At 38.6% G+C, this 12,975-nt stretch carries 13 protein-coding genes; 7 read left to right on the top strand and 6 right to left on the bottom strand.

Going from position 1 to position 12,975, the window contains the following annotated elements; translation table 11 throughout:
- Nucleotides 1–105: 105 nt before the first annotated feature.
- From BKO01S_RS17060 to BKO01S_RS17050, 3 genes are read right to left on the bottom strand one after another with little or no spacing between them, the layout of a single operon-like run.
- A complete protein-coding gene (locus BKO01S_RS17060; RefSeq protein ID WP_066056832.1) occupies nucleotides 106–642 on the bottom strand; it encodes a TVP38/TMEM64 family protein in 537 nt (178 codons plus the stop codon).
- Between the two features lie 4 nt (nucleotides 643–646).
- Nucleotides 647–1,324 (bottom strand): response regulator transcription factor, encoded by a 678-nt coding sequence (locus BKO01S_RS17055; protein ID WP_066056830.1) that lies wholly within the window; start codon nucleotides 1,322–1,324, stop codon nucleotides 647–649.
- Nucleotides 1,296–2,696: a sensor histidine kinase gene (locus BKO01S_RS17050; RefSeq protein WP_066056827.1), complete on the bottom strand. Its 1,401-nt coding sequence runs from the start codon at nucleotides 2,694–2,696 to the stop codon at nucleotides 1,296–1,298. Before BKO01S_RS17050 ends, BKO01S_RS17055 begins: the two co-directional genes overlap by 29 nt.
- A 197-nt stretch (nucleotides 2,697–2,893) precedes the next feature.
- Here BKO01S_RS17050 and BKO01S_RS17045 point away from each other — a divergent pair, with 197 nt between their 5' ends.
- The 5 genes from BKO01S_RS17045 (at nucleotide 2,894) to BKO01S_RS17025 (ending at nucleotide 8,915) form a co-directional block, all read left to right on the top strand.
- On the top strand, nucleotides 2,894–4,102 hold the full coding sequence (locus BKO01S_RS17045; protein WP_066056823.1) for an ArsR family transcriptional regulator: 1,209 nt from the start codon (nucleotides 2,894–2,896) through the stop codon (nucleotides 4,100–4,102).
- Nucleotides 4,103–4,123: 21 nt separating this feature from the next.
- The gene (locus BKO01S_RS17040; protein ID WP_066056820.1) at nucleotides 4,124–5,128 is read left to right on the top strand and encodes a F510_1955 family glycosylhydrolase; all 1,005 of its coding nucleotides are present in this window, start codon (nucleotides 4,124–4,126) and stop codon (nucleotides 5,126–5,128) included.
- A gap of 119 nt (nucleotides 5,129–5,247) precedes the next feature.
- The gene (locus BKO01S_RS17035; RefSeq protein WP_084362125.1) at nucleotides 5,248–6,735 is read left to right on the top strand and encodes a spore germination protein; all 1,488 of its coding nucleotides are present in this window, start codon (nucleotides 5,248–5,250) and stop codon (nucleotides 6,733–6,735) included.
- Between the two features lie 24 nt (nucleotides 6,736–6,759).
- The gene (locus BKO01S_RS17030) at nucleotides 6,760–7,854 is read left to right on the top strand and encodes a GerAB/ArcD/ProY family transporter (protein ID WP_066056815.1); all 1,095 of its coding nucleotides are present in this window, start codon (nucleotides 6,760–6,762) and stop codon (nucleotides 7,852–7,854) included.
- On the top strand, nucleotides 7,851–8,915 hold the full coding sequence (locus tag BKO01S_RS17025) for a Ger(x)C family spore germination protein (protein ID WP_066056811.1): 1,065 nt from the start codon (nucleotides 7,851–7,853) through the stop codon (nucleotides 8,913–8,915). The genes BKO01S_RS17030 and BKO01S_RS17025 overlap by 4 nt, the downstream gene beginning before the upstream one ends.
- Nucleotides 8,916–8,971: 56 nt before the next feature.
- Here BKO01S_RS17025 and BKO01S_RS17020 read toward each other — a convergent pair whose 3' ends face one another.
- The 3 genes from BKO01S_RS17020 to BKO01S_RS17010 form a co-directional block, all read right to left on the bottom strand.
- The gene (locus tag BKO01S_RS17020; RefSeq protein ID WP_066056808.1) at nucleotides 8,972–9,241 is read right to left on the bottom strand and encodes a hypothetical protein; all 270 of its coding nucleotides are present in this window, start codon (nucleotides 9,239–9,241) and stop codon (nucleotides 8,972–8,974) included.
- Nucleotides 9,242–9,321: 80 nt separating this feature from the next.
- A complete protein-coding gene (locus BKO01S_RS17015; protein WP_066056804.1) occupies nucleotides 9,322–10,158 on the bottom strand; it encodes an ABC transporter permease subunit in 837 nt (278 codons plus the stop codon).
- Nucleotides 10,145–11,068 (bottom strand): ABC transporter ATP-binding protein, encoded by a 924-nt coding sequence (locus BKO01S_RS17010; protein WP_084362124.1) that lies wholly within the window; start codon nucleotides 11,066–11,068, stop codon nucleotides 10,145–10,147. Before BKO01S_RS17010 ends, BKO01S_RS17015 begins: the two co-directional genes overlap by 14 nt.
- Nucleotides 11,069–11,293: 225 nt before the next feature.
- On the opposite strand from BKO01S_RS17010, the gene BKO01S_RS17005 reads away from it, so the two are divergent.
- On the top strand, nucleotides 11,294–11,707 hold the full coding sequence (locus BKO01S_RS17005; RefSeq protein ID WP_066056801.1) for a MarR family winged helix-turn-helix transcriptional regulator: 414 nt from the start codon (nucleotides 11,294–11,296) through the stop codon (nucleotides 11,705–11,707).
- Nucleotides 11,708–11,723: 16 nt separating this feature from the next.
- On the top strand, nucleotides 11,724–12,953 hold the full coding sequence (locus BKO01S_RS17000) for an MFS transporter (protein WP_066056841.1): 1,230 nt from the start codon (nucleotides 11,724–11,726) through the stop codon (nucleotides 12,951–12,953).
- The last annotated feature ends 22 nt before the right edge of the window (nucleotides 12,954–12,975 follow it).

The raw sequence follows: 12,975 nt of genomic DNA, 5'->3' as shown, positions 1-12,975 counted from the left end.
GGGAATGAAGAATGTTAGGATGAAGGATCAGTCGGGTAACGTCCTTCATCAATGGATCCAGCATTTCGCTATTGTCTTTTTCCAATAGCAAAGAGCGTCCTCAAACTAATCTTGAGGACGCTTCTTCACGAAAAAATAAATAACTATAACGAAAATAACAGCCACAGCTAAGATTAACTGAACTTTTGAATCAAACCCCATCACATGATGAACCGAATAAGCTTCCAAATACAAAGAAGGAATTTTTCCAATCGTACTCACGGTTGCAAAAGCTACGATGTTCATCTTGCCAAGAGCAGCCGTTAACGTCACAAAACCAGAGGGGACAAATGGTAATAGTCGAAGCAAGAGAACAATGGCCACAGCTTCAAACCCTTTTGCTTGATACAATCGATCAAGAAGGAGTCGAACCCATCTCCATTTTACCTGTACCTTGTCCTTCAGCCGTGAAAATCCTTTTCGATAGAGCCAAAAGCTTACGATGGCACCAAGTGCTTCTCCTATAATAGATACAACCAACCCGAGCTCAAATCCTAGGATGGAGATATTAGCTGCCGTTAAAAAGGCACTCGGAATCACACCAGCTACAGCAATGAGCACATTCCCAATGACGCTTCCCAAAATAAAAAGGAGTTCATTCATCTTTTTATTGTCCGTCCTGCCACTTATATCCTACTCCCCAAACCGTTTGTAAATGCTCATCTGCAGGGAAATGGGCTTTTCTTAATTTTTCTCGTAAATTCCGAACATGGGAGTCAATGGTTCGGTCCTCCGTTGCGACCCCGTGGCCCCAAATGGAGGTGATTAAATGGTCACGAGTAAATACTCGATTAGGATTCGTTAAAAACAGCTCCATCATGGAAAATTCCTTTGGTGTTAATGGAATTGGTGTTTTTTCAAAATGGAGGTCAAAGGATTCTAGATTTAATACGAGCCCTTTAAACGTTAACAGTTGACTCATCGATTTATGCCTTCTTAATACGGCTCCGATTCTAGCGAGTAACTCATCCTCATCAAATGGCTTCGCGATATAGTCATCCGCACCACTATCAAGTCCCTTTACGACGTCGGTCTTATCCGTTCGTGCCGTTAGCATGATAATCGGAATATCCCATTTGCTTCTAATTTCTAAACATAACGTCCAACCGTCCATCTCCGGCATCATAATATCAAGAAGAACGAGGTCAACCATATGGGATGATAAATATTCTAATGCAGATACAGCAGAGGTATAAGGAACACATTTGTATCCTTTTGGTTCCAAATACAGGCGTAACAAATCCAGCATTCTTTGCTCATCGTCCACTAGTAAAATTGTTTTCATCACTCCACGCTCCCTTAAATACCATTTGGAATTCTGTTCCTTCTTGTATTTTGCTTTTTACCGTAATCGTTCCATCGTGTTTATTCACAAGTTCCTTCACAATTGAAAGTCCAAGACCCGCCCCACCTAACAAGCGGGTCCGAGATTTATCGACTCGATAAAAGCGGTTAAAGATATACGGCAAATCTTCCTCAGGTATCCCGTTTCCGGTATCACGGATTGTTACAAAAAGCTGGCCTTTTCTTTGTTCGACAGTCACGCTGGTGATTCCGCCTTGTGAAGAATATTTTATCGAATTATCTAGTAAGTTTAAAAAAATCTGTTCTATTCGAACCGGGTCAGCCATGAGGAAGCTATCTGTTAGGCATGAGATTTCCAAAGTCATTCGCTTCTCCTTAAAAGCAGGAGCTAGTTTGATCTCCACTTTTTCGAGAATCTCTTTCATATTGACCTCGGTTTTTTCAATCAAAAAAGAATTCTGGTCCATTTTGGCTAAGTCGAATAATTGCTTAATTAAGTCATGTAAGCGATTGGTTTCTTCAAGGATAATAGTTAGGTAGTTCCGTCTTTCTTCCTCAGAAAGGTCGCGTTTTAACACGATTTCTGTATACCCTTTTATGTAGGTGATTGGTGTCCGTAGTTCATGCGAGATACTTGCCAGAAAGTCATTTCTCTCTTGTGTTAAGAAGGTGAGATCATGTGCGAGAGATTCAATTGACTTTGCCAGGTCGCCTAACTCGTCCTTACCTGTCTCAGGTAAGGAAATTGAATAGTTACCTTGGCTAATTTGAAAGGTAGCATCCTTCATATTGATAAGTGGCTTAGTGATTGCTTTTGAAAGCAGAGCGATAATAAATAAGGTTAGTGCAACCGTTAGGAAGCCAGCCAGTAGGAAATGTTGGTTTAGTCTTTTGATTAAGGAATGGACCGTTTCTGTATCTTGATACATAAACACGTAACCAATGGTTTCCCCCTCATTTTCTAGTGAACTAACAGTAGAAATAAAGGGTTCTGTTTCCCAGTCATTCTCGATAATGACCCCTTCCCTTGGAATCTCTTTTAACGGTAGCATTAGGTTATTTGAGAGCTGTCCATTCGCACTGGAAGATCCAAGAATCTGTAAATCAGTACCCGTTACCACAACATCTGTCGTAGATTCTGTCTCCATTAAAGCGACATGTGCAATGGTTTCTGGTGTAAAATGGTTTTCTAGAATGGTGCGATGTGAATTTCCACGCGCTTGAAGGGCATTTAGCTCTTCTTGTATCCTTGATTCTACTAAAGCATTGTGAAGAAAAAAGAACATAAACGATTCAAGTCCGAGAATACATAAAAAGAAAATGGCACCTAATTTAATGGATAGCTTTTTCAAAGGGAAATCTCCTTTTCCTTTAATACTTCTATAGTAATCGAAATCACTATGGAAATCTTAATTATGGGCGAGAAAAATTAGGCAATACTAGCAGGTGACAAAAAAGAATCAAACTTTATGCATAAAATCTGCACAAAGTGTTGGTAAAGTGAAACTATGTTTTCACTATGATATTGTAGAAAAAGGAGTGCTTCTAGATGAAAAAGCTGTTTGTGAGTGCTATATCTATTTTGTTGTTAACATTTTTAGCTGCTTGTACGTCGAATGGAGAAGAAGGTAAGGATGCAGAAAATGAGCATGGGGAGCATACGGAGGCTAGCGAAACAAATGGGGATGTTTCTAGCGAGCTGCTAGTAGCTAGTACAAAAAATGTAACGCGACTCCATGCTGATACATTGAATGATGCAGCGATTATGGTTTCGCAAACCATATGGCCAGCAACGGGGAGTGATAATCGACCTGGCACCGTTATTTTAGCACCTGCGGATCAATGGCAAATCGCTCTTGCTGGAGCAGATTTAATTCATCACCCGAATAACGGTCCTGTACTATTTTACAATCAAGAGCTTTCGGAAGAAACGTTAAATGAAATAAATCGACTTAACCCAACTGGAAACGCAAATGGAACAGAAGTAATGGTTATGGGGGATGCGACGGAGAAGGTTCTTGGTTCATTACAAGATTATAAAGTGGAGCAAATCACGGGTAAAGATGCAGCTGAATTTGCTCTAGCAGTTGATAAGAAGTATGCGGAGACAGCTGGTGAGTTACCACAAAGTGTGATCATTGTTTCGCTTGAAGACGAGGCCAAGCTATTCTCACTGATTGCCTCTAACTGGATTGCTCATATGCCTGAACCGATTTTATTTGTTTCAAAGGATGACATCCCGAAGGCAACGGTTGAAGCATTAAAATCAAGGGGAAATAAGGCCAATATCTATGTGCTAGCACCAGAAGAAGTTATTTCTGAGGGTGTTGTTACTAGCTTAAAAGAGTATGGGAATGTGACTCGTATTGAAGGGGAAAACCCGGTGGAAGCGTCCATCGCATTTGCGAAGTTTAAGGATGAGAAAACAGGTTTTGGCTGGGGTGTTACAGAGCCAGGACATGGATTTGCCTTTACAACAACAGCTAAGCCTGAGTTTGCCATTGCTGGAGCTCCTTTTGCCCATTTAGGAAAGCATGCGCCACTTATTTGGCTGGAAGATGGGGAAGCCACAAGTGCGGTCCATGAATATTTAGCAGCCCTTCAGCCAAAGTTTACGAATGACCCAACCGTTGGACCGTACAATCATGGTTATATTTTAGCTAATCTTGATGAGGTTTCAATGGATACACAAGGAATGATTGATAGCATGCTAGAGATTTCTCCAGCTGAAGGAAGCGGAGGACATGGCTCACATTAATGTTAGGAGGACCTTTTTTAGATGAAAAAATTTATACTACTGGTGACTATGACTCTTTTTGCATTAACGGCGTGTAGCCAAGAAGAAGAGGCGGCACCGGCACAGGAATCAACCAATCAAACGGAAAACCAACCTTCAGACAAAGATAACAACGAAGGAACGGAAGATTCGACTTCAGTCTCGCTAGCATCACATGCCTTTTTTGAACCATTCACTGGAAAAATAGATCATATCCACGGAATCGGTTATGTAGGTGGTCAGGGAGCTGCTTTTTTTGCCACTCACGATGGGTTAAAAGTGTACGAAGATGGAACGTGGTTAAAAACGAAGAAGGAAAATAACGATTATATGGGATTTAACGCGACCGATAATGGATTTTATACAAGTGGTCATCCAGGAACAGATTCTAAGCTACCCAATCCAATCGGTATTATGAAAAGTGAGGATTATGGTCAAACGTTAAAAAGTCTTGGTTTTGAAGCAGAAGTGGATTTTCATCTTATGGCCGTTGGATACAACAATCATATGATTTTTGCCTTGAGTCCACATAAAAACTCGCTGATGAAGGCGGATACTTTTTACGTGAGTGAAGACGACGGGGCCAATTGGAAGGAAGTTGCTGCAAGTGGTTTAAAAGGTGACTTAATTGGATTGGCTGTACATCCAACAGATAAAAACATTTTGGCAGCAGCCGGTGAAAACGGTATTTATCTATCTAAAGACCAGGGAGAAACCTTCGAGTTACTTACAAATGGCACCCAAGGAACAAGTGTTTATTTTACAAAGGATAATCTCCTTTATGGCGAATATAATGGTCAGCCCTCGTTGGTTAGTAGAAACTTAAACGATAACCAAGAAGAGGAGATTGAATTGCCGGAGATGAAGGAAGATGCCGTCATGTATGTGGCAATCAATCCAATAAACGAGCATGAAATCACATTTGTTAGCTTTAACAGTGACATTTACCAAACAACCGATCACGGTGAAAGCTGGAATTTACTAGCGAAGTCTGGAAATTTACAATAAAGGATCTGACGTAGAGGAATGGTTCTCTACGTCTTTTTTTGTAGAGAAGTATAATTTTTCCCTCTTAATGAATAATAACCCTAGCATAATTTTTATTTATGAAGGCTCGGTGAGAATTCGTGATAAGAAGAGGAAGTAATAAATCAAAGGAAAATCCACAGGCTTCCTCTATTAGAGAAGCTTTGGAAACTTTAAAAAAATCAACGGATTTTGTGTTCTATAAAAAGGAACGTGGAAATGTTCCTTACGTTATCTCCTATTTCTCAAGTATTGTTAACGCGGAGATAATTCATAAGGATATTCTCCCTTATATCCAGGAAATGCAACAAGTAAAAGACCTGAAGGAAAAAGTACCTATTGAAGAGATCATTGATGTCACGCAACCAAAAGATCTTCTCGAAAAGCTTCCTCTCGGTTATGTCTATATTTATTTTCCTGAGTCAGCCCACCTTGGTGTGCTCATTCCTGCAAAAAAGGATGAGAAACGGTCTATTGCTCCACCAGAAGTAGAGTTTAGTGTAGTTGGTCCAAAGGAATCATTTATCGAATCTTTAGATACGAATATATATCTTGTAAGAAAAAGACTCCCTATAGAAAATTTACGTGTGGAAAAAATAACGATTGGTGACTTATCAAATACAGAAATGGCCTTATTATACATCGAGGACATAGCTGATAAAGAGAATGTAAATACGTTAAAGCAACGGTTAGATGATATTGATTTTGATGCGATAGGTGACTCTGCCTATATCTCGCAAATTATTGCAGATAATCAAAGATCACCTTTTCCACAAATACTAGATACAGAAAGACCAGACAGAACAGCAACAGCCCTAGCAGAAGGGAAATTAGCTATTCTAGTGGATCGTTCTCCACATGCATTAATTGGTCCTACGACTTTTATCGAGTCGATTTCAACCTTTGAGGATTATCTATTAAATTGGTATGCTGCGTCTTTTATCCGGATTGTTCGTATGGCATCCATTGCCTTTTCTATTTTAATTACACCGATTTATGTGGCAACGCTAACGTACCATTATGAACTAATCCCAAAGGATCTATTGGCTACGCTGATTACCTCTAGAAGAGTAATTCCATTACCCCCTATTCTGGAAGCCTTATTTCTTGAGTTAACGATTGAGTTATTAAGGGAGGCGGGAGCAAGATTGCCAACGAAGGTTGGACAAACAATCGGTATCGTTGGTGGGATTGTTATCGGAACCGCGTCAGTGGAAGCGGGCCTCACGAGTAATGTTTTACTTATTATGGTGGCGTTAGCAGCATTAGCATCGTTCACCACTCCTACTTATCAATTTGGTAACACGATTCGTATCCTTCGGTTTCCATTTTTATTATTCGCGCATGCCTGGGGAATGGTAGGAATTGTTCTTGCCTTTTCCGTTCTTGCCGCACATATGTTGCAGTTAACTTCTTTGGGGAGACCGTATTTAGAGCCATTTTATCCGACGAGGGTTAGAGATTTAAAGGATACGTTCATTCGAATGCCTTTTTCGAAATTAAGTCGAAGACCTGTTCATAATCAACCTGATGATAAAGTCCGCTTTAAGCCCAAAGACAAAAGAATTCATCGAGATATTGATGAATAGCTTGCTACAAGGAGTTGTTCCTTTGTGACTAGAATCCCTGAACGATTAAAGGTTTCTCCGTTCTTTGCTTTTTATCTTGTTCAAGCCATACAAATTGGAGTTGGTATTTTAGGATTTCAGCGACTGCTCACAAAGGCTGCTGGAAATGATGCGTGGATCTCCATTCTATTCGCTGGCATTGGAGTTCACGTTATCATTTGGATGACGTATAAAATCCTGGATAAGCAGGAGGGAGATATAACAGATGTCCATAAAATTTTATTTGGGAAGTGGATAGGAGCAGCACTTTCTCTTTTATTAATAATGTATCTATCTTTACTATCGATCACTATTCTAAGGACATATATTGAAGTGGTTCAGGTCTGGATATTTCCTGGGATACGAATTTCCCTTTTCTCAGCTTCCATTTTAATTATTGTATTTTACGTAGTAAACGGGGGACTTCGGACGGTTACTGGGATGGCCGTTTTAGGAGTCATTCTTCCGGCTTATTTATTGTTTTCATTGTTCTACCCATTGAAATATTCATTTTTTGAGAATCTACTCCCTATTTTTGACCACTCTATTTTAGAAATTTTGCAGTCTACCAAGCAAGTGACTTTAAGTATATTGGGCTTCGAGACATTGTTATTTTATTACCCCTTTTTGAAGGAAGCTAGAAAATCTCAGAAATGGGCACATTTAGGGTCAGCAAGTACAATTTTTGTCTATTTGGCTGTTATGGTTGTAAGTACCGCCTATTTTTCAGAGGAACAGTTAATGAGAAACATTTGGGCAACCTTAACTATGCTGAAAATTGTCGAGCTTCCCTTTGTTGAGAGGGTTGAATACGTCGCTATTTCTTCCTGGTTGTTCGTTATTCTTCCTAATATTTGTCTAGCGATATGGGCTGCGAGTCGTGGATTGAAACGGATATTGAATAAAAAACAACGACCTATGGTGGTTTTGTTATTAATATTTGTTTGTGTAGTTAGTTGTACTTTAAGAACTAGGGAACAAGTTGATATGCTTAATAACTATACGGCACAAATCGGATTTTTCTTAATTTATGGTTATATTCCCTTTCTTTTTCTTTTTAGTACTGTTTATTATCGGATTAAAGGTAGGAAATCCACATGAGAAAATATCTATTCATTTTTTTATTATTGAACTTTTTTTTGACAGGGTGTGTGGAGCAGAAAATCATTGATGATATCAATATCATTAGTGCAGTTGGTTATGATGCTAAGGAGGAGGGGAAAGTAAAGGGAACCGTTGTGATTCCTGTTTACAAAGCTGACCAAAGTATTTCAAGTGAAACTTTTATCGCTGAAGCGAAAGTAAGCAAGGAAATTAATAGGCAAATACAAATGAAGTCAGCAGATCCTTTAGAAAATGGTGCCATTGAAGTGGTCCTGTTTGGACAAGATTTAGCAGAAAAAGGGGTATATGAGATCACTGATACCTTTGAACGTGATGCAAGAATTGGTGCAAGATTATTCTTGGCTGTTGTTGATGGAACCGCAGATGAGATCTTGAAAAAAAACATCGGAAATCTCGGAACAGGGACCCATTTGAATACATTAATTGAACATAATATGAGGCATCGGGAATTGCCACGATCGAACTTACATCTCTTTATGTACTCCTATTATTCAAGGGTGAGGGATCCTTTTCTTCCTTATCTTAAATTAGAAGGGAATAAAGTCAAGGTAGAAGGAGTTGCGTTATTTGATAAAGATAAAGCAATAGATTATTTAAATGATAAAGATATGTTTTTCTTTAAAGCACTAATGGAGAACTTTAGAAATGGAGCGTATACCTATAATGTTGGGGATCATTTGGTAACGACATATAATATCACAATGAAAAGACAGTTTGATGTCAATAAGGCTATGACTCAACCAAAGGTCAACGTACTTATTCAATTGGAGGCACATATCAGGGAGTACACAGGTAAGAAACTCGACCCGAAAATTATTGATAAAGCAAGGGTAGCATTTGAACAAGATATTAATAAGAAAACAAAGGAACTACTAGAACGCTTCCGTGATCAGCATATTGATCCGGTTGGAGTCGGCATGCATGCAAGAACTCAAACAAGAAATTTTGACGAAGAAAAATGGAATGAAGTATATCAAAATGCCACCTTTCATGTGTCAAGCAAGGTATTAATCACTGAAACCGGGGTAATTGAGTAAAGAAAAACCTCTTAAAGTGGGATCCACTTTAAGAGGTTTACTTTGTTATAAGTAACTTAGCTAAATGATTCAATCGCCTGGTCGATTGCACGGTATGCTTCACCAAATGCATTGGTGGATGACGTATCGCCTGCAACCTTTAATTCCACTTGAGCATTTCTTGCATGTTCGATGGAACGGATCACATCTTCAATCATATTCTCTTTATCTCCGGAGGTTTCAAGAGCTTGTTGAAGCTCCACAATGCACTGATCTAATTCAGAAGACTCCGGGTGGTCGAATGTTCTCTCCAATACATCCTTAACATGCTGCAATACTTCTTTCATGAACAATCCCTCATTTCAATATTTAATATTCCCAAGGATATTGTCCCTATTTTCAAATAGTTTATACCATTTCTTTTCAATTACACTTGGCTTTCGAACAAAGTGTTGCGGTTATTATATTTGGATATTAAGAAGATCAGCAGAACGTTTATCATCAATAAGAACATTCCAACCAGCAGAAGGATGATTGGACTGATAATCAACATACCGGTAGCTTGCCCTACAAATAATCCTACAATCGGAAGGATGACAAGTCCACCGATTTGTTGGGCTTCCTGGAAGCTTTTTGACCTGGCTGACACTAATACCTCAATTAAGATGGTAAATAGGGTAAGGATTGGAGATAACCAAAATACAAGCAAGAGCCAATTGGTATTTGGAAAAATAAAACCGTTAAAGATGGGATACGTTATGGCAGTCGTAATGACACCAAAAATGACAAAGCTACCAACCGTTAAAACCATGGTTGGTACAAATGCAGAGAGTACCTTTCCAATAAATAATTCCTTTACAGTGATTGGTGCAAACAATAGGCTTTCTAATGTCCCTCTTTCCTTTTCACCAACAAAACTATTAAGGGCGATCATCATGGAATTAATGACTGGAATAAGGAGAAACATTGAACCTAACAAATAATTTACCACTACATAGATCATTTGATGATTAAATGAGGGTAACTGGTTTATCGTATCCTTACTATCTCCATTTGGAAGAGCGGATAGGATTGTGTTTGTCATCGTTTCTACTTCAGTAGAGGTGAGTGGAACGAAATTTAAAAGTAAAATAAATACTGTAGGAAAGATGACAGCAAAAATCAGAGGGAGTATGATCAGTCCGATTAAAACTTGCTTATTGCTAGTTATTCCCTTAATATCCTTCATAGCAATGGTCCAGACAATATTTTTATTTATCTTCATTTCTCTCACCTCTAATCTGAAAATATAAACTTTCTAAATCTCTATTTTGGATTTCTACATGATGAATCCAGTACTGTTTCCTTAATATGTCTTCTAGTAATCCCGGTAGTTCGTCTTTCGTTTGTAGGGTAAAAGTGACAAAAGAGCCGTCTTGTTTAGCGACTTTGTATAGAGGATTTAGTTCTTTTACAACGGCATTCGTTTCAATTTTCACGGAAATTTCTTTGATATATTTCTTTTCTAATTCCGATTTTGTCCCAGACTCAATAATAGTCCCTCGATCCAAAAACAAGTATTGGGTACAAACGCTTTCAATTTGGTGTAGAATGTGTGAGCAGAGGAAAATAGTCGTTCCATATTGCTTATTTAAGGTATAGATATTCTCTAACACCATATGTATACCTTCTGGGTCCAACCCATTCGTTGGTTCATCTAAGAAGAGGATGGTTGGGTTATGTAAGATAGCTTTAATAATTCCTAATCTGCGTTTCATACCTGTGCTGTAGGTACCCACTTTTTTCTGTTGATGGTCAGCTAGTTGAAAATCCGTAAGTAATTGTTGAATCCTATTCTCATCATTTACTCCGTAAAGTTTCCCAAAGAATCTAAGATTATCAACACCAGTCATTTCATGATACAGCCCTGCTCCATCGGTCAGTATCCCACTGATTTTACGAATTTTATGGCCTTCTGTATGTGGATCCCAATGGTTTATCCGCATCTGTCCTGCGGTGGGTTCAATGACACCATTTAACAATCGAATAATCGTTGTCTTTCCACTCCCATTTGGTCCTAACAACCCGACAATATCACCTTGATTAACCGTGAAAGAAACATCATGTAAGACCGTCCGAGCATCAAATTGTTTTTGTATTCCTCTTACTTGAATGATTGGAACCAATCGTTTCATCCCCCGTTTTTATAAAAATTTCTTAATTGTAAATTTCCATTATTAAGGTGATTATACCATTAAAAAGTTAAAAGAAACCGAACACGAGAGAGTCACTTGGAATAAAAATTTGTGAATATCAAAGGCATTTCGTTTAAACGAAGTGCCTATTTTATGATAAATTACTTACCTAGGTAACTAATATATGATATATTAGTATGATGATAGGTAAGGAGAGATAAATGTATGGAAGAAAAACACCATTTGTTTCATAGCATCCACCAACTTTCAAGGAATCTGACCAAAAGGTTAAATGCTGCGCTAGAACCGTATGAGATTTATAGCTCTCAGTGGTCAGTTTTATTCATACTTAAGGAAAAGGGATCTATGACACAAAAAGAGCTGTGCAGTTATTTGGCGATCGAAGCTCCACCAATGACGAGAACCATTCAGAAGCTTCAAAAGCTTGGGCTTATAGAGCAGACAGAAGGGCAAGACAAAAGAAAAAGATACATTGCCTTAACCAATAAGGCACTAACAAATTATCCGGTTTGGGAAAAAGCCGTTATGGACGTAAATAATCAAATTAGTACTAGTCTTTCTGAAAATCATCAAAAGGAACTTCAAATGATTGTGTCAGAATGGCTTAGGAAATTATAAGGGAGCTGTGAACAACTTGGATGATACTACACAAACAAAATTATGGTCGAGAAACTTTATTGCCGTTTCAACCAGTAATTTCTTTTTATTTATGAGCTTCTATTTTCTCTTAGTAACGTTGCCAGTATATGTCGTTAATGACTTAGGCGCATCCAAATCCTCTGCGGGTTTACTTACTACTACTTTTCTTCTTGCGGCTATCATCATACGCCCCTTCTCAGGAAAGCTGATTGAAAAATATGGAGGAAGAATCATATTAATTACCTCATTACTATTATTTCTATCTACCACTCTTCTCTATTTCTTTTCACATAGCGTTTCTCAATTGCTCATCGTTAGGCTTATTCATGGAGTAAGCTTTGGTATGGCAACGACTGCTGCTGGTTCGATTGTAGCTGATATTATCCCTGAAAAAAGAAGAGGCGAAGGAATGGGATACTTTATCTTATCCTCAGCACTAGCAATGGTCATTGGTCCTTACCTCGGACTAACTTCCATGCAAAGTGGCGGCATTGCAGTCATGCTAATCATTGCCTTGGGTGCATCTTTTGGAGGGCTTGTAGCAGGCTTCTCACTGACAAAAACGAAAGAACTAATAGGGGTTGAACCTTCTAAGGAAAAGACGAAGTTTACAACAGGTTCTCTTTTTGAAAAAACAGCATTGCCCATTGCCATTACAGGGGCATTCTTTGCGATAGTGTATTCTTCGATTATTTCATTTATCTCTGTTTATGCAAGTGAGGTTCATTTAGGTCATGTCGCAAGCTTTTTCTTTGTTGTTTATGCCTGTGTCCTTTTGGTTTCCCGACCATTTACAGGTAGATGGTTTGATCAATTTGGAGCCAACATTATTGTGTTTCCTGGCATTGTCTTATTCGCCATTGGGATGTTTGTACTAAGTCAAGCAAACTCAAGCTTCATTTTTTTACTAGCGGCTGCTTTTATTGGATTAGGCTGGGGTACATTGTTCCCGACCTTCCAAACCATTGCGATACAATCGGCACCACCAAAACGGAGAGCGATGGCAACGGCAACCTTTTTATCTGTATTTGATATGGGGATTGGCTTTGGATCCTATATCGTTGGACTGCTGGCATCAGGGCTTTCATTTAGCCAACTATATTTTTACGGATCGTTCTATATATTAGCAGGTATGGCAGTTTATATTTATTTTAATATGAGGAAATCGATGAATAAGAACGGGGAAGTAGCTTATAAAACAGAATTCAATAAGAGGGCTAACTAGTGCGGTCGCAACAGACATGAGT

It is taken from the genome of Robertmurraya korlensis NBRC 107688 (assembly GCF_001591645.1).
Lineage (GTDB): Bacteria > Bacillota > Bacilli > Bacillales > Cytobacillaceae > Robertmurraya_A.
This window is presented reverse-complemented; position numbering and strand designations above follow the sequence as displayed.

Coding starts and splice junctions, on each gene's coding strand:
- BKO01S_RS17005 (WP_066056801.1), top strand. CDS start 11,294: ATGGAAGAAAAACACCATTTGTTTCATAGCATCCACCAACTTTCAAGG.
- BKO01S_RS17045 (WP_066056823.1), top strand. CDS start 2,894: ATGAAAAAGCTGTTTGTGAGTGCTATATCTATTTTGTTGTTAACATTT.
- BKO01S_RS17020 (WP_066056808.1), bottom strand. CDS start 9,241: ATGAAAGAAGTATTGCAGCATGTTAAGGATGTATTGGAGAGAACATTC.
- BKO01S_RS17040 (WP_066056820.1), top strand. CDS start 4,124: ATGAAAAAATTTATACTACTGGTGACTATGACTCTTTTTGCATTAACG.
- BKO01S_RS17060 (WP_066056832.1), bottom strand. CDS start 642: ATGAATGAACTCCTTTTTATTTTGGGAAGCGTCATTGGGAATGTGCTC.
- BKO01S_RS17025 (WP_066056811.1), top strand. CDS start 7,851: ATGAGAAAATATCTATTCATTTTTTTATTATTGAACTTTTTTTTGACA.
- BKO01S_RS17015 (WP_066056804.1), bottom strand. CDS start 10,158: ATGAAGATAAATAAAAATATTGTCTGGACCATTGCTATGAAGGATATT.
- BKO01S_RS17055 (WP_066056830.1), bottom strand. CDS start 1,324: ATGAAAACAATTTTACTAGTGGACGATGAGCAAAGAATGCTGGATTTG.
- BKO01S_RS17010 (WP_084362124.1), bottom strand. CDS start 11,068: ATGAAACGATTGGTTCCAATCATTCAAGTAAGAGGAATACAAAAACAA.